The following is a 20,265-nucleotide window of genomic DNA, read 5'->3' on the forward strand; positions in this document are numbered from 1 at the left end:
AATAAATTGAACGTCCGCTTCTGGCCAGCGGCCGCTAACGGCAAGGAGCGGTCATTCAAAATCCATCAGAATGCACTCCGATGTCTTACGTGGTCGTTTTTTTGATTAGTTCATCCCAAGGAGGCGTGGGAGGGAACAGCTCCATCAGATATGCAATGAATGCTTTTACGTTTGGGCTACCTCGACGGCTTTCTGGCCATAAAGCAGTGATAGTAAAGCGATCTACGGTGAACTGTGGGAGGATTGGAACCAGTTCTCCGCGGCGCACATACGGCGCAGCCACATAGTGCGGTGAGATACCGATACCACCCCCAGCAGCTATTACCGCCGCAACCGCATCGCTGGCATCAACTGTAAAAGCTGTATTTGGCGACAACTCAAGATGCTTACCATCCTCCTCATAAGGCCATTTCAAACTCTGCCCCGTGTTCTGGTAGCGGAAATTCACGCATTCATGACCCGCAAGGTCTTCAGCCGTTACCGGAGTGCCTTTGCGCTGTAGGTAATGAGGTGATGCGAATGCACCGATCCGATGCGGGCCCAGCGGGCGAGAAATCAGTCGCGAGTCGACAAGGTTGCCAACCCGGACCGCTACGTCGATGCCCTGTTCAATGATGTCGAAATACTGATCGCCCAGCCGCAGATCGATAGCCAGGTTCGGATATTGCTCGCGAAATCTTGGCAGGGCTGGCGCGAGAATATTCAGTCCAATCGGCAACGGCGCGGTGACTTTCAACACGCCCGAATGCTCGGCGCGGGAGGCGACGGCGGCCTGATCGATGTCTTCGACTTCACGCAGAATCCGCAACGCCCGTTCGTAAAGCTCGCGGCCCTCAGGGGTGAGCACCAGTGAGCGTGTGGTGCGGGTGAACAGCATAAGCCCGAAATGCTCTTCGAGCCTTTGCACGCTTTTGCTGATGGCCGACGGTGATACCGACAGTGCCCGGGCTTATCGGCCAAGATCGGACGTTTGCGCGCTCCGAAACAAGCCGTCGTTCACTCCTGTGAGTAAGGCGCGTTATCTGTCGACTGATGCCAAATAGATCCATGGGCTCGGCAGAGCTCAACGGAATATCTGTCGCACAACATTTCGATGGCGGTTTTATCAAGCGCCTGATCTGAAGAGGAGATTGACCCACCACAGGTCAGGTACAAGTACAACGCAGCCAGCGCCTCCAGCCTCGACGAGTCGGACTGTACGGTAAACCTTGAGACATCTACCTCGCTCGCCTGGATTTCGATATAAGGGTCATCGCTCTCTCTGTCTTTCACATACAGGTATGTCCAAGAGCGGCTGTTCACAGGGTATGAGTCACCATCCGTGTCTACGTTTCGCCCAGGGCCATAGAGCAAATCCAGGAAGCACCTGAAGTCGGGCCGTTGGCTAACGACGGTCACTGTGTACATAGGTTCTCCGTATTGTCTGCTTTGGGTCGAAAGCAGCTTTTTGTGACTGGCATCTTCTGGCCGGTAGCGGTCGCCTGCCAACGTCCGCTTTTGGCCGAAAGCGGCCGCTTGCTGACTCCAATTATGAATTAGATGCAGTAGCCCACCTCCCCCCAACTGATTGGCTAAAGTCTCAAATCATCTGCGCGGCGTAGCAATTTTTAACCATGCGGTACCTAAACCACTCTGCTGCGACTGCATGAGCTAGGCTTTGCGAACCCATCATTGCCGGGATAGATCGCATGCCAAATAACTCATCTTCTAATATCGCCACTGCTGACGCCCTGACATTGCTCCTGCACAACCAGCATGCCCTTGCGGCGGCAATCGAGGAGGTCGCCGTTTGGCTTTCAGCCAATGGCGTGGCAGTGGTTGCAGATAACGCTGTGATGGCCATGGAGACCTTAGACACAAATGCAAAAGCGATCACAGAAGCGATTATGCGGATACGGCAATCCTGATATCGTCTTTGCAGGCAGCAATCGGCAAATCGCTGTCGTTCATCATTTGTAGCAGACTGATTAAGCAACGCGCTCCATAGCCGAGATGGGGACAGCAACGCACTGTTTCAGCAGGTCATCGTAGAAAAGAATTCCCTGAAGGAAATTTTCCACCGCGCACCGGCGTCGGTACCCAGCGCTTTAGCCCAGATAGCCATATGAATGGGTGGCGGTGTTCACCAAGCTGTTTAGCGCCGGTTACAGCTGAGAGCAGGCGTAGCGGCTGGCAACGCAACTGGTGGCCGACTATGAGGGGCTATTTTGCTGGCTCGCATCTACGGTGATCTGAGCTACATCGATGCGATGACCGAGAGAGGCCTGCGTCAGCTGAAGGAGGCAGGCGAGCCGTCTAGGATCTGATCCCATGAATAATCTGTGGCACTTTCTGCCCAGTCAGGCCGTGCGGCCCTGTTTTCAATTGGCGATCACGCTCATGTTTCGTCCGCTGGTTTTGGCAATATAGAGCGCTTTATCCGCAGCACCGATCAGAGCATCCGTCGTTTCTTCGGCTTTGGGGTTATACGCACTGACCCCGATGCTAATGGTGACGATGCCCTGGTCGCTGTCTTTATGTTCGATGTGCGCGTGCAGGACAGCGTTGCGAATCTTCTCTGCGACGATAAAGGCTCCGACGTAGTCAGTGGAAGGAAGCATCACTGCGAATTCCTCACCTCCAAATCGTGCGGCCAAGTCGCCGGGCCGTCTGATGTCTTCCTGGATGATTCTGCTCAGGTTGCGTAAGCATTCGTCCCCCACCAGATGGCCATAGCGATCATTAAAGCGTTTGAAGTGGTCGACATCGATCATCAACAAGGCCAAATGGGTTTTACCGCGCTTGGCCCGGCCGATCTCGGCCTGAGTGAAAAGATCGAACTGGCGGCGATTCGCCAATCCGGTCAGGGCGTCTTCCAGAGCGAGCAGCTCCAGGGTGCGATTGACCTCCAGTAGCTTGTCTTGGGTCCCTAGCAATTCGTGTTGAATACGATGCTGTTGTTTCATCAATCGGATGAAGCGGTAACCGATAGCACCCAAAACGGTCATGAGCGAGATGACTATGATGGTGCTCATCAACGTTTCCTGTCGCCAGCTCGCCAATACCTCCTCTTTGTTCATGGCTTTTCAAATCGCTAAATCCCCATGCAGATATGACTGATCCACAGCTTCCTTTCGCCAGTTCAAACCTCGTATGATCCGAGCGCGCTCCCCAACCACCGCTCTAGCACAAGGAGTTGTAGTGCTTACCAGAATCAAGCGTGAGAAAGTACTTTCGCCAAGTGCTCGGGCAAACCTGTACGAATATGACTCAAACCTGCCCATGGGAAGTTGGGTGGTGTGGTGGTATGGGAGGTTGATCAAAAACTTCGCGGACAACACCGTTCCCCTGGTGATGGTTACTCTGCAACGCGTGGACGGTGATTTACTCACTGAAGAATTCGAGACGTGCCAGATCGCAATCAGCCGTCTACGGTTTTATCCGCAGGGCTTGATTCTGGAAGATCGACTACCGGTTGCCAAAATCGCTTTGGAAACACTCTGGTTCAAGGTCGGTTTCGGCTACAAGGACTGGAATTTCCGCACCGCTAAAGAGCTCCACCGCTGTTCAAGCCAGCATGAGCTTTCACTGCCGGATGAATGCGCCAATGACTGGTCCTTGGAGTTCAAGCAACCAAAGGGTGCGCTCATGCTGAACTGTGTGGATTATCTAGTTCGAGGCTACTCAATTCGCTCCGAAATCCCGCGAATCCTGACCACCTATCGTTGGAACGAGGCAAAAAACCGTCTACTGAAACACGACACCCCTTCAAACGAAAAAAACCTGCCCGATAGTCTGGTTGTTTATCCGCACCCGGACATGGTCAAAGAGGATGAAGTGTTTTTGGCTCTCCTTGCTAATGACGATCGTCGGACGCGAAAAGCAGCGCAGAGTATCTTTTCGGAGATCGACACCCCCAGCTTCAAAGCGGGCAATCCGCACACTCTCCAAGTGCTTCCGTGGTTCGACGGACCAACTGAGTTGGCGTGCCGCGGACTCTGGATCAATGGCGGCAAGGATTTTGTATGCATGGAGCTGCGCGGCTATATCGAACCCACCGGCAAACGGATCGACAACCGAGGCTATCGTCCAAGCAAAAAGGCCAAACACGTCGAAGACCGAAGGGGTGTTCCTCCGATTAAACGCTTCTTGACCGAAGCTGATCTGGATATAGGGATGACCGACACGTACCAACCTCGCAGCCCTTACCCGCGTGAGGACGTCGTTCATGATGACTTCCACATTGTCTCCACCCGTGAGAAGACCCGGACGTTGTTAGATTCTCCTGACGAAGAGACCCAGGCTCACTCAGTGGACGAGTTGCCACCCAGCAAATACTCCACCGGTGATTCACTGGGTGAGAAGGACGACGACACCGCAAAATTCACAATGACCGCCGAGCCTGTTGACGCCGATTACAATGGGGCACTGGCCGAAATGTGGAAGTCCTTCACTCGATTGCATGCGGCCGGCCAAATCGATGAGGTTCGTTGGTACCTCAACAAAGAATTTTATGAAAAAGGACCACCCAGGCTCTTTGAGTTGTCTGATCGCCAATACACTGAAAAAGACGACCCCGAACGCAAGCTTGAAAAATGGCTCAACCTGCATAGCCGCCGCCGTCGAGGCGTTATGTTCATCGTCATCAAGGTGAATGGTAAGTATTATCTTGTCGTTGAGACCGAACGGCGCCACTGGGTCAACAAGGACGGCGAACAGCAGGAAGAGTCCTCGCGTGGCCTGATCTGCGCGGTGAGCGGTGCCAGAGAGATACAGAGCGTGTGCGAGTTCATTGATGCCGAACTGCCAAAACACGCAGGCGTGTTCAAGAACCTGGCCTGGACCTTGGATAATCGTTTTGCCCTTTACTCGCACCGCCCCAGTGAAGATAAGGCAACCTGGTTGGACGGGGCCGCGATTCACGCGCTGCGGCAGATAGGCGTCACCCTGCGCAAGCCTGTCAAACACTCTACGGCCACCGAAGCCAACAAGAGCGATGTATCAGAAGCCGATCGCGATCAGCTCGCAAACGCTGCGCTATCCTGAATAATGATCGCGAGCTCCCGGCACCCAGTATTCCTCACCGCCAAACCTCACCGTAAAACCAGGCTGATCGCCCTGCGGCTGCTCCTCGTAATGCAACGGCGAATTGAGGGGAAGTTTGAGCCTATGAAAGTAGGCCATGGCTGCTCTGATCCATTCTTGCGCCGTCATGTTTCCTTCAGCGGTCGCGTAGAGTTCAGTTAATTTGACCTCTGCAAGGTGGCGGGCAGCTTTGGCCAGCCACCTGCGATTAAAACGAGCATCCAGCCCCAACCCATAATGTCGATTTAAAAACCCAACGAAGCCAAAAAGCGAGGCATGGAGGCCAGGCCGATTACGCAGGAGCAAACGCAGCGCCTGCTGATCCGGAAGCGTTTGGCCCGTTTCATCACAGTGCTGTAAAAGGCGCAACGCGCTGCTAATTGACATACGCACGGTGCGCAGCTTTACAGAACGGCCGAGCAAATCTTGCCTGTAAGTATGAAGAGCATCTCTGGCGATGCCTTCAGGAAAATGCTGCAGTGATGTGCTGATACGACGCTGATCGCTGGTATTTTCTCTGGCCTCAGGATCAACCACTAAGCCATCAGTTTCCGCCAGCCAGTTCACCACCGAGCGCGAGCGCCTGAGCGTCTCCGCGCCAAAGTGCGCAACCATGTCGGCATAGGAAGGTAACGTCGCCCAAAGCCCGTATAGCGCCTTCAGAAAAGGTAGGTATCGCTGCATGTTCAGAGCTGCAAACTGCGCGCCTCGGCGTGCTTTGAGCCAGACAGAGAAGCCGCCCATCGCCGTGCGTAGGCGCTCGTCCTCGATAGCACTGAGCAGGTCGCTTCTACGCACTTCAAACGATGATGCCCAGTAGCAGGCCATGCAAGCGTTACCCAGACCAGCAGGCATCGGCCTATTGCATTTAGGACAAGGCACCTCTCCCAGCTCAAAGCACTTTTTGCACAGCGCCGGTCCCTCTGCCGAGACAATCACCCTGGGCTTTCGGCAGGCAGAGCAACAGGCGGTTCTCAACGAGGAATGGCAGGCCGGACAACACCGCAGCACGTGGTCGCCGACTTGAATCCTGACCAGGCGCGTTGAAGGAGTTGCACAACGCTCGCATGGCTGAGGGCTGCGGAAATAATGCGCGCATGAAGCACATGCCGGACCTTGAGCCGTGAGCCTGCCGATCTTCAACCCGGAGCGATGACAGCGGACACAGGGCTTATTCACCTCGCACGTACGACAAACCGCAGAAGTATCAAACAGCGGCAGACGGGCAAAGTTGTTGCAGGCCGGGCAAAGCTTTCGCTTGAAGAGTCGGGCATAGCACGTTTCACAGAAGCGCTTTTCTTGGTGAATCTTCTTGGCTTTGCTCATCGTGCGACCGCATTCATCGCAGGCACAGGTCTGAGAGGCAGAATTGATCACAGTGCTGGCCCTTCACAGTGGCCAACCTGCACCGCCTTTGAACGGAGCACCTTTCTTTTAAATCGTAACCAGGCCTTCAACACCGAGCGTGGGGATCTCGGCCTCCGGCTCGATGCGAGCACCGTTCTGACATAAGCACGGGAAGGTCGTCGCGGCATTAGCTGTGATAGCTGGGCAGAGCTGGAGGCGGCATCACGGATAGAAGGACACAGCTGAGCATCTTCAGCCGCCGCCCGGAAGCGATCGGCACCGGCCGACAGGATTCGGCTTACCGCAGACAAAAGATGTGATCTCTCTGCGTTACTCAAGCACTCTAACTTCAAGCCGGCATCCACTGTCGGCTTCAAGGACGCAATATCCACATCAAGGGCGGCCAGAAACTGTTGCCCTGCGGCCGAGGGGCTAATTGCCAATGCGCGCACCAATCTAAACAACCCTTTCAGAAGAGAAAATCGCTCGGCAATGGTCATCCATGGCCAGTTGAGGTCGGCCGGCGCGCCCTGAAGGATCAATTCGGCCTGCCGGATCAGTTGCAGCTCATCAGTGGCCGCGTCTTGAGTGTCCACTTCAGCGAGCATCCCACCGCACTCATGACACCGCATAAGGTCGCGGGCCCGGTAATCAAGCCGATGAGGTGATACGACCGCCGAGCAGTGGGGGCAACTGTCGCGAAGTTTTACCCCATGGTCAGGACAGCAGGTGTACCACGCCAAGCGCCATTGAAGACGGTAGAAGGGAGAATCGGCAAAGCAGCAGGGGCAGTACTGCAAACCACCGGCTCGACGCAGATTTCTCCCACCCAGCGAAAGCACCCAGGACGTGATGCCCACAGGCGGCAGTTTCAGCCCCATCAATCTGCAGACTGGCACCAACGAAGATTGGATCAACGCCGAGGAGGGAATACCAGAAAGCTCCTGCAGTCCGCCCAGGCACAATGAGCAGATTCCCAAATCGCAATCTCCTGTCCATATCCGACGCTGCGGCCAGATGTGATGGGCGATTTCCAGCGCGTCGCAGGCGTTGCACAAAGCACACCGGATCAGCCACGAGGAGAACAATTCGTCACGCTGCAACACTGGCACCCATGGCCATTGCTGACCTACCGGACGTACTTCCTCATGCCAGAAACATCGGGAGACCATTGATACTTCTCCAACAGCTCGAGGTCGATCTTTTCCTTCCCGGTTTCGATAGCCTTTCGAGCACTGTGAAAAAGAATCTCTTCCACGTAGCCCGTAATACCTTGGCTTCGTTTGAGAATAAGCGCCGCAGTCTCCTTGCTCGCCAGATTGGAGGGTTGCTTGAGCGGCAGCCAGGATTCAAAGCCCTTTAGCAGTTGCCTGAAACCAATAGAAGGCGCCCACACCGGAAGCTCCACTGTTACAAACCGCGCCGCGTACTGACGCTCGAGCATGAGCAACTTATTGGCGCTGGGCATGCCGACACCAACGACTGCCAGCTTCAGGGTATTTGTCAGACACTTGATCTCATTCATGAAGTCAGCGACCTGGCGCGACGTTCCATTGGCGATCGTTTGAATTTCATCGATGATGAGCATCCTGGTCTGGCTGGAGGTCAGCAGGCTCTCCACCTTGTAGCGCAGCTTCATCTCACTGGCGTCGGGGTTGAAGGGCGAGTTGGAACAGTTGAGGATCGAGCAGTAAAACATCCGCAGACTGGGCTTACTGACCTCGACCTTGATGATCGGCCGAACCCTGCAACCATCCTCGTTCACGTACTCAGCCCCATGCACGGCGATGAACCTGTCCACCAGGGATGATTTGCCCATCCGGGACTCGCCGACGATGAAAAAGTCCGGCACATCCCGATGGCCGCAGAGCTTTGCGTACAACTGCTCAAACAGAGTTTCTGACAACTCGTAATCGATCCAGCGGGACTTGATGAAGGCCAGGCGCTCCGCATCACAGAGATCCATGATCGGCCTGAACTCCTGAAGTAGATGAGGGTAGTTGCTCATGCCACACCTCCATACAGCGGAACATCGTCATCGTCACCCCATGCATCCTCGACCGGTATTGCCGGTAGCGGCCTGGGCGGGCTGTCCTCTTGTTGACCGAGAAAGACCGTCGCGGGGGTCTTACCCTTAGCGTTGTTCTTGGTTTTCTGAGCGCTTCGTCTAGCAGCTTTGGTTTTAACCGCCTCTTCCTCTTCAATAAGTCTTCGTTTTTCGATGTGCTGGCGAATGGTGTCGTTGTCCACCGAGGCCAAGTTCTCTTTCTTCAGTTCACGCTTGGTTTTGACGTACTCCGCTACGGAGACACTATCAAACCGTCCATCCGCCAGAGGCACTCGGAAATACCTATTGAGGCCCGGATCAAAGAACCAGATGAAATTGATATCTCGTAGATCCCGCCGAAACAGGAACTGCATTTTCTTGCCCGTCTTGGGATCCATCTGATTAATCCATGGACGAAGCGCCTCCGCGTAATACATCGCGTCCCATTCGACACCATAGGTTTGGATGGTGCGGTATTCAGACGGCAGGAAATCCAGCTGCAGAGACAGGGGATCCTCAGGAATCGGTGGCATGCCGCAAAATGCTTTTGGACCCCAGAAGGCCTGGTTCCACATGGCTATGGGAGGTTTGAACAAGATGCCGCTGTGCGGCTTGTTGTTGTAGATCAGAATGGTGTGCACCAACCACTTCTCCAGTGCATCAAAACTCATGGTCGCCTCTTTGTCCGAGTCGACATCTCCACGGCTGTCAGGGTTACGCTGAGTGGCGCCCTGCAGCTTGCTGAATACCTTGGCGTTCTCTTCCATCAACGCCTCGATGTGGCCACCCCAATGAGGGCGTTTGCGAGGGCGAAACTGCCGTTCGATGTTGTGGGCAGTACAGGCCATGATCAGGCTCTTGGTTTTAAAGTCAGGGCCGTTGTCGCTGTGGATTTCATACGGTAAGCCCCACACAGGCCATTCACCTGAAACCTGATGGTGGGTGAGCCATTCATGCTTGGGCAGCATTGCCTGAACCAGACACATGGCCACCGATACAGCCGACGGCGCATCCAGGGATATGAAGTAGCCCACAACCATGCGCGAGTACATATCGATGGCCATGGTTACCCACGGACGGCCGATGGAGACGCGATGTACATCATCGACAATCATCACGTCGGCCGGACTGTGGTCGATCTGAATCCGGTGCAAGGGGTAGTCGGCAGAATACTTACCGGGACGCGCCTCATAAGTGTCGGAAGCGATGTCTGCATACCCCCTGGCCTTCAGCACTTGCCTGGCCGGAACCTTCTTGATGCGTAACGAGACCGTGGGAATGGACGGTGCCGGGAGTCCGCGCAGCCGGCATATCTTGGCGACTTCATCGTGTACGTCTTTGATCGTGTAGCGTCGCGTACTCAGGTAAAGCGTTTGAATGACATTACCGATAATGTCTTCCACCTCGGTGCAGACGCGTGAGTTGCCTTTCTTCCAGCCTCGAGCCTGGGGTAACAGACTCAAGAAACGGCTACCTTCCGTATAGGCATACAACCATCGATAGACCGTTGCCTTACTGACGCCAGAGTCCTTGGCACGCTTGATCACAGCGCCTTCCACGTGCATGTCCTTGGCCAAAAGCGGGGCGATGATGGCGTAGCGCTGTTCGGCAATGGCCCACTGTTTATCCGCGATCCGCGCCAAATCGAGACCGCTGGCATACACCCGCCCATTTTTTCCTTCAGGCCTTTTCAGCTCGGCGATAGGCAGCAGTTTGGAAATGCCTGACTCGACGTCCTGACCAAGCACATGGTGGAAATCCACCAGCAACGCGATTTTGTAGGTGTGTTTATGATGGCGTACAAACTCACCTACCTGGATCTTAAGGGCGGCCCGGTTCAGCGCATGGCTCTGGACCTCAGAAGCGCTCATCATGGCACCTCATGACAGAGAACTCGTCGAGCTCCTGGTCCAGATCTGTCCAAACCTGGCCGGTAGCAATCAGATGCCAGAGATGGGATCGGCCGATAGCTTCATGACCATGAAAATGCAGTGCCAGCAATGCATGGAATGGCGCCCGTCGCATCATCGCAAGCTTTCCCAGAATGACTTCCGTCAGTTTCGGATCCAGCGCCATATTCCGATAACGCTGTAAGAACTCGACGTTCTTCAGCCGGGTGCCCCGAATTCGAGACTCGTCGAAAATATGGAATTCCCACCCCTGATCACGGGCGAAACGCCACGCGGCTTTCCACTTGGGTAACCACAGCCGCCAGTTCTCTTTCCAATCTTCCCGAGGCTTTACCTCAACCAGTAACGGTTTCAGGTTGAGCTCATCATCGAACTGAACGAAGAAATCCGGGGTATGGATGTAGGCACGCCCATTGTGAGCGGTGAACGGGACTTGAACCGGCTGCGCGACAAGTGCGACGACTTCCGGGGAGAGCGACCAGATCCTGATGAAATCACGCTCAAGCCCCGACTCGTAGTAAATGCCCTGTCCGCGGAAAGGAAAAACACCAGAGAGGCTGCGCGTCATGGATCGGCTTTTTCGGGTCTGAGAGATTTCCTGACCCATGTAGACGGTAGAGGACATAGGGCACCTATGGGCTATTTTGCCAACGATGCTACCCAGCGCTCTCTGACCTGAGGCTCGCTATTTGCCCCCATTTAAGGGCAACGGACCTGCGAAAGGTCAAGCATCACGTCCATTTGAGCGCTCCACAGAACTCTGGGTTGCTCTGACGCGAACCGAACACAATCACATTTAGAAAGAAGGGGTTTTGAGTGTAGAACAGAATGGCAAATCCACCGTTGCCCTTCATCGGCAATAAGGCTGTTGGGGTAGCATGGGGGCAGCTTGGCGAAGGTCGCTGGAGGAAGGCTTCAGTATTTGCAGTCAATGCTGAATGAGATGACGGAGGAGGGCCGGGCAAGTGTCGATCAGGACAATTATCGCTCCCAAGCATTCCGCACTGATGTGGCTGGCTCAGAAAAACTGGAATTAGGAAAGTCTCACCTATTTCCACCACTCTCGAGCTAAGTCTCACTTATTACCGCCTACTGCCTCATTTAATTCTTGGTGAAAACACGAAGGAATCAGGCCTGTAGCACTGCATATTCTCAACAAATACTTTTTGTCCCACGGCTCGAAACCGCAACCCGGCGAAATCACCCTCGCCCACCATGGCGTGTTGTTCCTCGATGAGCTTCCAGAGTTTGATCGCAAGGTATTGGAGGTGTTGAGAGAGCCACTGGAATCCGGCCACATCGTGATTTCCCGTGCCAAGGACCGCGTTCGCTTTCCGGCGCGCTTTCAATTGGTGGCTGCGATGAATCCCTGCCCCTGTGGATATCTTGGCGAGCCAAGTGGTCGTTGTTCCTGCACGCCGGACATGGTGCAGCGCTATCGCAACAAACTGTCGGGGCCGCTGCTGGACCGCATCGATCTGCACCTGACGGTTGCTCGTGAGGCCACGGCGTTGAATCCTGCGTTGAAACCCGGCGACGATACAGCCACCGCCGCCGAGTTGGTTGCTGATGCAAGAGAGCGGCAACACAAACGCCAGGGTTGCGCCAATGCCTTCCTCGACCTGCCAGGCCTACGCCGGCACTGTAAGTTATCCACAGCCGATGAAAACTGGCTGGAATCCGCCTGCGAGCGTTTAACGCTGTCGTTGCGAGCGGCCCATCGACTGCTCAAGGTCGCGCGCACGCTGGCGGACCTTGAACAAGCCGACGGGATCAGACGCGAACACTTGGCCGAAGCGCTGCAATATCGGCCAACAACGCTCTAGTCCGTGTCACCCCTTGGTCAGATCAACCAACGGCGTCTGCCGCACTTCAGTCTCGCGCCCGCCCTGAATCTCGCTCACCCGTTTCAACGCCTTATCCACAGCCGCCTTATCCGCCAACAAGCTGTAGCTGATACGGAACTGCTTCTGTTCCTTCGGCGCAATTGTCGGCACCAGGTTCAGTGGCCGCTGATACCGGCGGTTATAGGAAAAGCTCGTTCCCGGCTCCAGCCCCGTAACATAGCCCTGGCCCTGGGTATCGGTGTTTTTCCACAGGGAGAACACCGGCAATGTTTGAGTGTTAAAGCCGACCGAGACACCCAGGCTGCCGGCCTTGTCATGCAGCACGGTCAACGTATCGCCCTTGGCATCGGCATATGGCACCACGTTGTAAACCGTCTCGTCGTAGTCCTTGGTCGGTGCGCGGTAGGTTTGCCAATCCGCCAGATCGCCCTTGGCTTTGTCGTTGAACGGCGAGACCTGCTTCACCGGCGCGGCGAAGCGGGCGCCCTGCTCCAGGAACGGTGTGCTGAAGTTGCTGTGATACAGCGCCTGGTATTCCTTCGGATAATCACCGTTGTTGGTCAGGGTGTCGTTGAGGGCGAACACGACGCTGCCGGGCTCGGTAACCAGTTCGGTCGCGACGGAGAAGTCGACTTTCTTGAATGCCTGCTCTTTCAGTTCACCGCGCAGGCTGATGGCGTATGGCGGTTTTTCATCAATGTGCAGGGTGACTTTGTTGGCCGGGATGTTGGCGGCGCGACCGTGCAGGGTCAGCAGCTCGCCATTGTCCATGCCGGGATGGCCGACCCATTCGTAGCCGCAGCGGGTGACCAGTTCATTGAAACCTTCCAGCCAGCCCAGGCCACCGCGACCGTTGAGTTCGATGAAGGACGGGTTGACCACTTCCTTGACCGGCGAATCCCAGCCCATGCGCACATTGCCGACCGAAGCTTGCAGCACGTTCATGCCGCGAGTCGGCACCACCGAGAGTTTCATCGCGCCATTATCGATGTCGACAATGCTGACGCCCTCCTGCCGACCGCCATGCAAGGTGCGCAGGGTCACGGAGAAGGGCTTGTCGGTTTTCACACCGAGTTGCTGGCTGGTGATCTGCCAGTTCTGGGCGGCTTTGTCGGTATCGAGCAGGACGTAATCCCAGGCCATGGCGTGGGAAGCAGCGGACAGTGCGCTGAGGGCAACGAAGAGTTTGAGCGGGGTCATGGCAGCAGCCTTTCTTGGAGTTGTGCCATTTTTATAAACTTGAAGAAACGTTTCAGCAAGCATAAAAATCGAGATCACGACGGCAAATGCCAAATGATCGTCGATACGGGGCTTGTGGATAACGCGCAGAATCGAGTTGATGCCATCGCGAGCCTGCTCGCGATGGCTGTTTCGGAGGTGCCTCAGCGGAACCGGTCAACCTCATGCCGCAAGTCCGCCGCGAGCTTCTCCAGCTCTTTGGCAGTCACCGCCAGGTTCGACACCACTTCCCGCTGCTCACTGTTCGCCAAGGCAATGCTTTGCAGGTTGCTGCTGAGCAAGGTCGCGGTGCTGCTTTGCTCCTGGGTCGCGGTGGTGATGGCGGCGAATTGCTGACCGGCCGAGCGACTTTGCTCATCGATTCGCGCCAGGGCTGAGGCGACGTTGGCGTTGCGCGACAAGCCTTCCTGCATCAGCACGTTACCCTGCTCCATGGTGCTGATCGCGTTGCCGGTTTCCTGCTGGATACTTTGGATCATCCCGGAAATTTCGTCAGTGGCCTGGCGAGTGCGTGAAGCCAGGTTGCGCACCTCATCGGCCACCACCGCAAACCCACGACCTTGTTCACCGGCACGGGCGGCTTCGATGGCAGCGTTGAGCGCCAGCAAATTGGTTTGCTCGGCGATCGCGGTGATCACCCCGACGATGCCGCCGATTTCCTGGGAGCGCTGACCCAAGGTGTTGATTACCGTCGCGGTGCTGTTCAGCGCACCGGCGATTTGCTCCAGGGATGAGGACGCTTCGTCCATCGACGTACGACCGATCTGGGTTTGCTGTGCGTTTTCCTGCGCCAGGCGCTGGGTGTTGCCCATGTTGTCGGCGATGTTCAGCGAGGTGGCGCTGAATTCTTCCACGGCGCCGGCCATGCTGGTGATTTCGCCGGACTGCTGCTCCATCCCTTCATAGGCACCGCCGGACAAGCCAGACAACGCCTGGGCGCGGCTGTTGACCTCTTCCGAGGCTCTACGAATGTGCTCGACCATGGTCGACAAAGCCTGGCTCATCTGGTTGAAAGCGCGGGCCAACTGACCGATTTCGTCGTTGCTCGACACGTTCAGGCGCACGCTCAAATCACCGGCCCCCAAGGCTTCGGCCTGACGCACCAGATCCCCCAGCGGCGCCAGTTTGCTGCGCAACAACCAGACCGCCGAACCCACCGCCAGCAACATCGCCAACAGGCTGCCGATGGCCAGACGAATGCCGACGCTCCAGGTCACCGCGCGGATTTCCGCTTTCGGCATGCTCGCCACCACCGACCATGGGCCGCCTTCGAACGGCACGGCAATGCTGTAGAAGTCTTGCGACGTGTCGCTCCAGAAATCGCCCTTGCCCGGTGTCTTGGCCAGACCGACGATGGCCGGTGCTGCCACGTCCAACGCTTGCACACCGGCGATCGGCACCAGCCATTTGTTCTGCTCATCGAGCAGCGCCAGGGAGCCGGTCTGGCCGATGCGGAAGCGCTTGAGGTTTTCGAACTGGGCGTTCTGGGCGTCGGTGTAATCGAATCCTACGAACAGCACGGCAATCACCTTACCGCCGCTGTCGCGTACGGGGGTGTACTGAGTCATGTAGGACCGTTCGAAGAGCAAGGCGCGACCGACGTAGCTCTGCCCGGCCATCAAGCGCGCATAAGCCGGGTGAGCGTGATCCAGCAATGTGCCGATGGCCCGGGTGCCGTCCTGTTTGCTCAGGGACGTGCTGACCCGGATGAAGTCTTCGCCACTGCGCACGAACAGCGTCGCAACGCCGGCAGTCATTTGCTTGAACTCATCCACTTCCTTGAAGTTGTTGTTCAACACTTCGCCACCCAGGTGCAGGCCCGGGGTCTGCACGCCCGCCACGGTCACCGGCTCATCCGGATGCACGCTCAAACCGGCGCTGAAGCGCTTCTCGAACAGGCCGCTGAGGCGCTGGGTACTCTCACGCAACGTGCCGTGGAACGTACTCAGTTGATCGGCCAGCAGCCTCGCCTCGCTGGCCAGGTGCTCTTCGCGGGTGGCGAGGTTGGCGGCGTCCAGCGAGCGCAGGGCAAACACGGTGCTGCCGCTGATGACAATCGCCAGTATCACGGCAAGCGCAAGACCCAGCTGTGAGGCAATCCGAGCACGAGGTTGAGACATGACAGCTCCTGACCCAGTGGGCCGGATCATCCTGATCCCGTCGCACTCGGCTAAATTTCTGATAGAGGGGAAAACGTGGAGCCTGGTACGAAGGTTCCATCAGCAGATTTTCGGCGGCAAAGCCGAATACTTGAGTGATTAACGGGGATATGGCTCAAGGCCGCCATTGCAGCGGCTCCATCGATTCAACCCAGGCGTTCGACATCCGGTAATTCCATGGCCCGGACTTCGCCTTGCAGGAAATCGCTGAGCCGGCGCAAACGTTCACCTCCCGGGCGGGTTTTCGGCCAGACCAGGTAATAATTCTCACCACTGGCGACGGCCGTCGGCCACGGCAAACTCAGACGTCCCTGCGCGACATCCTCCGCCACCATCAGCAAATCACCCATGGACACGCCGTAGCCACGGGCGGCAGCGATCATGCCCAGTTCCAGGGTGTCGAACACCTGCCCGCCCTTGAGCGAGACCTGATCGCTCAGGCCCATGCGCTCCAGCCAGTTGCGCCAGTCACGGCGGTCCGGCGTCGGGTGCAGCAGTTCGGTGCTGGCCAGGCGCGCAACGTCCCACGGTTGATCCTTCAGCAGATTCGGCGCGCCCACCGGAATCAACTCTTCGGGGAACAGCAAAGTCGTCTCCCAGTCCGGTGGAAAATGCCCGTTGCTGAGGATGACGGCGCAGTCAAAGGGTTCATGGTTGAAGTCCACCGTATCGACGTCCATCCAGGCGCTGGTCAATTGCACCTCGTTCCCCGGTCGCAGGTGGCGAAAGCGACTGAGCCGCGCCAACAGCCAGCGCATGGTCAGGGTCGACGGGGCTTTCATGCGCAAGATGTCGTCCTCGGCGCGCAAGGTGTTGCAGGCCCGCTCAAGGGCGGTGAAGCCTTCGCGAATGCCCGGCAGGATCAGCCGCGCCGATTCGGTCAGTTGCAGGTTGCGCCCGCTGCGATGAAACAGCCGACAGGCGAAATGCTCTTCGAGCGTACGAATGTGCCGGCTGACCGCACTTTGCGTGATCGACAACTCTTCGGCGGCGCGGGTAAACGAACTATGCCGCGCCGCCGCTTCGAATGCTCGAAGGGCATACAAGGGAGGGAGACGACGAGACATTGGGAAACCTCCTATAGCGCGATTGCCTCAACTTATCAGAAAGTCCCGAGCATGAGTTTTAATCATGCTACCCATCCTTTTTATCCCTTTGTGGAAACCCCGCAGAGCGCCGAGAATCGACGCTTCCTGTTCTCTCTGACAATCGAGCGTGATGATCATGCAGCATCCAGCGCGTATTGAACTCTGGGCCATCCTGCGGCTGGCGGGGCCGTTGATTGCCTCGCAGTTGGCGCACATGTTGATGGTCCTCACCGACACCTTGATGATGGCGCGCCTGAGTCCCGAGGCGCTGGCCGGCGGCGGTCTGGGCGCGGCGACGTATTCGTTCGTGTCGATCTTCTGCATCGGCGTGATCGCGGCGGTCGGCACCCTGGTGGCGATTCGTCAGGGCGCGGGCGACATCATCGGCGCAGCGCGGCTGACCCAGGCCGGTTTGTGGCTGGCCTGGTTGATGGCGCTGGTGGCGGGTCTGCTGCTGTGGAACCTCAAACCGGTGTTGCTGCTGTTCGGCCAGACCGCAACCAACGTCCAGGCCGCCGGCCAGTTTCTGTTGATCCTGCCGTTCGCCCTGCCCGGCTACCTGAGTTTCATGGCACTGCGCGGCTTCACCAGCGCCATCGGCCGGGCGACGCCGGTGATGGTCATCAGCCTCGGCGGCACCGTGGCCAACTTCCTGCTCAACTATGCGTTGATCACCGGCATGTTCGGCCTGCCGAAAATGGGCCTGATGGGCATCGGTCTGGTCACAGCGATCGTGGCCAACCTGATGGCGCTGGCGCTCGCGCTGCACATTCGTCGGCACCCGGCCTATGACGCTTATCCGTTGCGCCAGGGGCTGTCGCGGCCCAATCGTCAATACTTGAAGGAATTGTGGCGCCTGGGCCTGCCGATTGGCGGCACCTATGCGGTGGAAGTCGGCCTGTTTGCCTTCGCCGCGCTGTGCATGGGCACCATGGGCAGCACGCAACTGGCGGCGCACCAGATCGCCCTGCAAATCGTCTCGGTGGCGTTCATGGTGCCGGCGGGGCTTTCCTACGCGATCACCATGCGCATCGGCCAGCATTACGGCGCCGGGCAATTGCTGGATGCGCGGCTGGCCGGACGGGTCGGGATCGCCTTCGGGGCGGTGTCGATGCTGGGGTTCGCGATGGTCTTCTGGCTACTGCCGAATCAGCTGATCGGCTTGTTCCTGGACCACAACGACCCGGCGTTTCGCCCGGTCATCGAACTGGCCGTGAGCTTGTTGGCGGTGGCGGCGTGGTTCGAGCTGTTCGACGGCACGCAAACCATTGCCATGGGCTGCATTCGCGGACTCAAGGATGCCAAGACCACGTTCCTGGTAGGTTTGGGCTGCTATTGGCTGATTGGTGCGCCGGCCGCCTGGTGGATGGCCTTCCATCTGAACTGGGGGCCGACGGGCGTCTGGTGGGGGTTGGCGCTGGGGCTGGCGTGTGCGGCGGTGAGCCTGACGCTGGCGTTTGAGTGGAAGATGACGCGGATGATTCGGCGCGAGCCATCGTCGCAGCCGAGCTTCCAAATCACCCAGCCTGATTAAACCCTGTAGGAGCGAGGCTTGCCCGCGAAGGCGGAGTGTCAGTTAACAACAATATCGACTGACACTCCGCCTTCGCGGGCAAGCCTCGCTCCTACGGTACGCTGTTAAGCCAGCACAGCCTGCTGGCTGGAGCCGAAGGTCAAATACTCAACCAACTCCGCCAACGGCAACGGCTTGCTGATCAGATACCCCTGCACCTGATCGCAACCAAATCCGCGCAACAAATCCAGCTGCTCCGGTGTTTCCACCCCTTCGGCAACCACTTCGAGGTTGAGGTTGTGCGCCAGGTTGATCATGGCGTGCACCAGTTTGCGATTCTCTTCCCGTTCTTCCATGCCGCCGACAAAGCTCTTGTCGACCTTCAACAAGGCGATCGGCAGGCTGTTCAGGTGCACGAACGATGAGAACCCGGTGCCGAAATCGTCCAGCGAAAAGCGCACACCGAGCCGTCCGAGGGCGTCCATGGTCTGCTTGACCAGGTCACTGCGACGCATCACCGCGGTTTCGGTCAGTTCGAATTCCAGCCATTGCGCCTCGACGCCACGCTCGGCAATCAACCGGCTCAGGGTCGACAGTAACTGGCTGTCCTGAAACTGCCGGAACGACAGGTTGATCGCCATGTGCAGCGCCGGCAGACCCCGCTCACGCAACGCCTGCATGTCCCGCAGGGCTCGGGAAATCACCCAGTAACCCAGCGGCACGATCAAGCCGCTTTGCTCGGCCAGTGGCACGAATTCGCTGGGGGGCAGCAAACCGCGTTCGCCATGACGCCAGCGCACCAAGGCTTCGAGGCCGACGATCTGGCCGTCCGCAAGGTTCAGGCGTGGCTGGTAATGCAACTCCAGCTCATCGCGACGCAAGGCCCGACGCAGCTCACTTTCAAGGTCGGCGATGCTGCGGGCATTGCGATTGATCCGCTCGTTGAAGATGTGAAAGGTGCAGCCTTGAGTACTCTTGGCCTGCTGCATGGCGATGTGCGCATGCCACATCAACGGGTCGGCGCCGGCCTGCGCCCGGGCGTGAGCAATGCCGAGACTGGAACCGATCAACAGGCTTTCGCCGTCGATCCAGTAGGGCTCGGACAGGGCTTCGGTAATCCGTTCGGCCATCCATTCAGCGCGCTGAGGGGCGCGGCGGGTGTCGATCAGCAGGGCGAATTCATCGCTACCCAGCCGCGCCAGTTGATCGCCGGCCTCCAGCTGGCTTTTCAGCCGCGAGACCACTTGCAGAATCAACCGGTCGCCTGCCTGATGGCCGAGGGCGTCGTTGGCGTGTCGAAAGTTGTCGAGGTCGAGGTGACCGAGGGCCAGGCCGCGGCCGTCGTTGTCCGCCAGACGCGCCGCCAGCAAGGTCTGGAAACCCTGACGGTTGGCGATGCCGGTCAGCGGATCCTGCTCGGCCAGGCGCTGCAAGGTGTTTTCCAGCACCCCGCGCTCACGCACATGACGCAGACAGCGGCGCAACATGCCGGGATCCAGCAGGTTGCGCACCAGCCAGTCGCTCACACCGTCGGGCGGCGCCAGCGGTTCGTGTTCGAGCAGCAACACCGTCGGCAGGCTGCAACGGCCGGGTGCTGGCTGCAGAGCAGGAATCGTCAACAACACCGCGCTGCGGTTGTCATCGAACAAGTTGCTGACCGACTCCCAGCTCGGCGCGCTGAGCAGCACTGCCGAACTCCCCATTGGAGCCAGACACTCGCGCAACAACGCTGCCCACGCCGGCTCTTGGGCCAGTAGCAGCAAACGCAAGGGTTCGACAGGCGTAGACAAGCTAGCTCCCTAGACTCTGCAAAGATGTAGGCGGCGCGCATTATGCCGCTCGGGTAACCAATGACCCAATATCATCGGTTATCAAACACGACTTCGAGTCTTGAATACGTACATTAGACGCGAATTCATTGCGCATCCTGCGTGAAAGTATCAAAACCGGCAAATAGAGATCGCGTGTTGCGTCACAAGTCGGAGAGAGCAGCACAATTCTCTGAGCCTGTTAAAATGCCGGCCCATTTCGCTAACGACTCCCTGATTTCG

13 protein-coding genes and 3 pseudogenes are annotated in these 20,265 nt (G+C 57.5%); 4 read left to right on the forward strand and 12 right to left on the reverse strand.

Annotated features, from left to right (window positions below):
- Positions 1-85: 85 nt before the first annotated feature.
- Positions 86-940: a LysR family transcriptional regulator gene (locus PGR6_RS29795; protein WP_257784394.1), complete on the reverse strand. Its 855-nt coding sequence runs from the start codon at positions 938-940 to the stop codon at positions 86-88.
- A 748-nt stretch (positions 941-1,688) separates the two neighbouring features.
- Here PGR6_RS29795 and PGR6_RS27860 point away from each other — a divergent pair.
- A complete protein-coding gene (locus tag PGR6_RS27860; protein WP_064621088.1) occupies positions 1,689-1,907 on the forward strand; it encodes a hypothetical protein in 219 nt (72 codons plus the stop codon).
- A 453-nt stretch (positions 1,908-2,360) separates the two neighbouring features.
- Here the strand turns inward: PGR6_RS27860 and PGR6_RS27865 are convergent.
- A pseudogene (locus PGR6_RS27865) lies at positions 2,361-3,062 on the reverse strand (GGDEF domain-containing protein); the annotation flags it as partial.
- Between the two features lie 118 nt (positions 3,063-3,180).
- Between PGR6_RS27865 and PGR6_RS27870 the strand changes: the two are divergent.
- Positions 3,181-5,025: a hypothetical protein gene (locus PGR6_RS27870; RefSeq protein WP_156523306.1), complete on the forward strand. Its 1,845-nt coding sequence runs from the start codon at positions 3,181-3,183 to the stop codon at positions 5,023-5,025.
- Here PGR6_RS27870 and PGR6_RS27875 read toward each other — a convergent pair.
- From PGR6_RS27875 to PGR6_RS27895, 6 genes and pseudogenes are all read right to left on the reverse strand, one after another.
- The gene (locus tag PGR6_RS27875; RefSeq protein WP_156523307.1) at positions 5,017-5,892 is read right to left on the reverse strand and encodes a hypothetical protein; all 876 of its coding nucleotides are present in this window, start codon (positions 5,890-5,892) and stop codon (positions 5,017-5,019) included. The genes PGR6_RS27870 and PGR6_RS27875 overlap by 9 nt on opposite strands.
- Before the next feature lie 545 nt (positions 5,893-6,437).
- Positions 6,438-7,019, reverse strand: coding sequence for a hypothetical protein (locus PGR6_RS30505; protein ID WP_064621092.1), 582 nt, complete (start codon positions 7,017-7,019; stop codon positions 6,438-6,440).
- Positions 7,020-7,124: 105 nt separating this feature from the next.
- A pseudogene (locus PGR6_RS30810) lies at positions 7,125-7,583 on the reverse strand (TniQ family protein); the annotation flags it as partial.
- Positions 7,541-8,419 carry a TniB family NTP-binding protein gene (locus PGR6_RS27885; protein ID WP_064621093.1) on the reverse strand — a complete coding sequence of 293 codons (879 nt, stop codon included), beginning with the start codon at positions 8,417-8,419 and terminating at the stop codon, positions 7,541-7,543. The gene PGR6_RS27885 and the pseudogene PGR6_RS30810, both read right to left, overlap by 43 nt.
- Positions 8,416-10,332, reverse strand: coding sequence for a DDE-type integrase/transposase/recombinase (locus tag PGR6_RS27890; protein WP_064621094.1), 1,917 nt, complete (start codon positions 10,330-10,332; stop codon positions 8,416-8,418). The genes PGR6_RS27885 and PGR6_RS27890 overlap by 4 nt, the downstream gene beginning before the upstream one ends.
- Complete coding sequence (locus tag PGR6_RS27895) at positions 10,316-10,936, reverse strand: TnsA endonuclease N-terminal domain-containing protein (protein WP_156523308.1); 621 nt, start codon at positions 10,934-10,936, stop codon at positions 10,316-10,318. Before PGR6_RS27895 ends, PGR6_RS27890 begins: the two co-directional genes overlap by 17 nt.
- A gap of 607 nt (positions 10,937-11,543) precedes the next feature.
- Here PGR6_RS27895 and PGR6_RS27900 point away from each other — a divergent pair.
- A pseudogene (locus PGR6_RS27900) lies at positions 11,544-12,194 on the forward strand (ATP-binding protein); the annotation flags it as partial.
- A 6-nt stretch (positions 12,195-12,200) separates the two neighbouring features.
- Here the strand turns inward: PGR6_RS27900 and PGR6_RS27905 are convergent.
- The 3 genes from PGR6_RS27905 to PGR6_RS27915 all read right to left on the reverse strand — a co-directional run bounded on the left by PGR6_RS27905 (position 12,201) and on the right by PGR6_RS27915 (position 16,680).
- The gene (locus PGR6_RS27905) at positions 12,201-13,415 is read right to left on the reverse strand and encodes an aldose 1-epimerase family protein (protein ID WP_064621096.1); all 1,215 of its coding nucleotides are present in this window, start codon (positions 13,413-13,415) and stop codon (positions 12,201-12,203) included.
- Between the two features lie 182 nt (positions 13,416-13,597).
- The gene (locus PGR6_RS27910; protein WP_064621097.1) at positions 13,598-15,574 is read right to left on the reverse strand and encodes a methyl-accepting chemotaxis protein; all 1,977 of its coding nucleotides are present in this window, start codon (positions 15,572-15,574) and stop codon (positions 13,598-13,600) included.
- 185 nt (positions 15,575-15,759) lie between these two features.
- On the reverse strand, positions 15,760-16,680 hold the full coding sequence (locus tag PGR6_RS27915) for a LysR substrate-binding domain-containing protein (protein WP_019580487.1): 921 nt from the start codon (positions 16,678-16,680) through the stop codon (positions 15,760-15,762).
- 157 nt (positions 16,681-16,837) lie between these two features.
- Between PGR6_RS27915 and PGR6_RS27920 the strand changes: the two genes are divergently transcribed.
- On the forward strand, positions 16,838-18,235 hold the full coding sequence (locus tag PGR6_RS27920; RefSeq protein WP_018927512.1) for a NorM family multidrug efflux MATE transporter: 1,398 nt from the start codon (positions 16,838-16,840) through the stop codon (positions 18,233-18,235).
- A 104-nt stretch (positions 18,236-18,339) separates the two neighbouring features.
- Here PGR6_RS27920 and PGR6_RS27925 read toward each other — a convergent pair whose 3' ends face one another.
- Positions 18,340-20,004 carry a putative bifunctional diguanylate cyclase/phosphodiesterase gene (locus PGR6_RS27925; protein WP_064621098.1) on the reverse strand — a complete coding sequence of 555 codons (1,665 nt, stop codon included), beginning with the start codon at positions 20,002-20,004 and terminating at the stop codon, positions 18,340-18,342.
- Positions 20,005-20,265 lie beyond the last annotated feature (261 nt).

Origin of the sequence: Pseudomonas sp. GR 6-02, assembly GCF_001655615.1 — a bacterium.
Taxonomy (GTDB): domain Bacteria; phylum Pseudomonadota; class Gammaproteobacteria; order Pseudomonadales; family Pseudomonadaceae; genus Aquipseudomonas.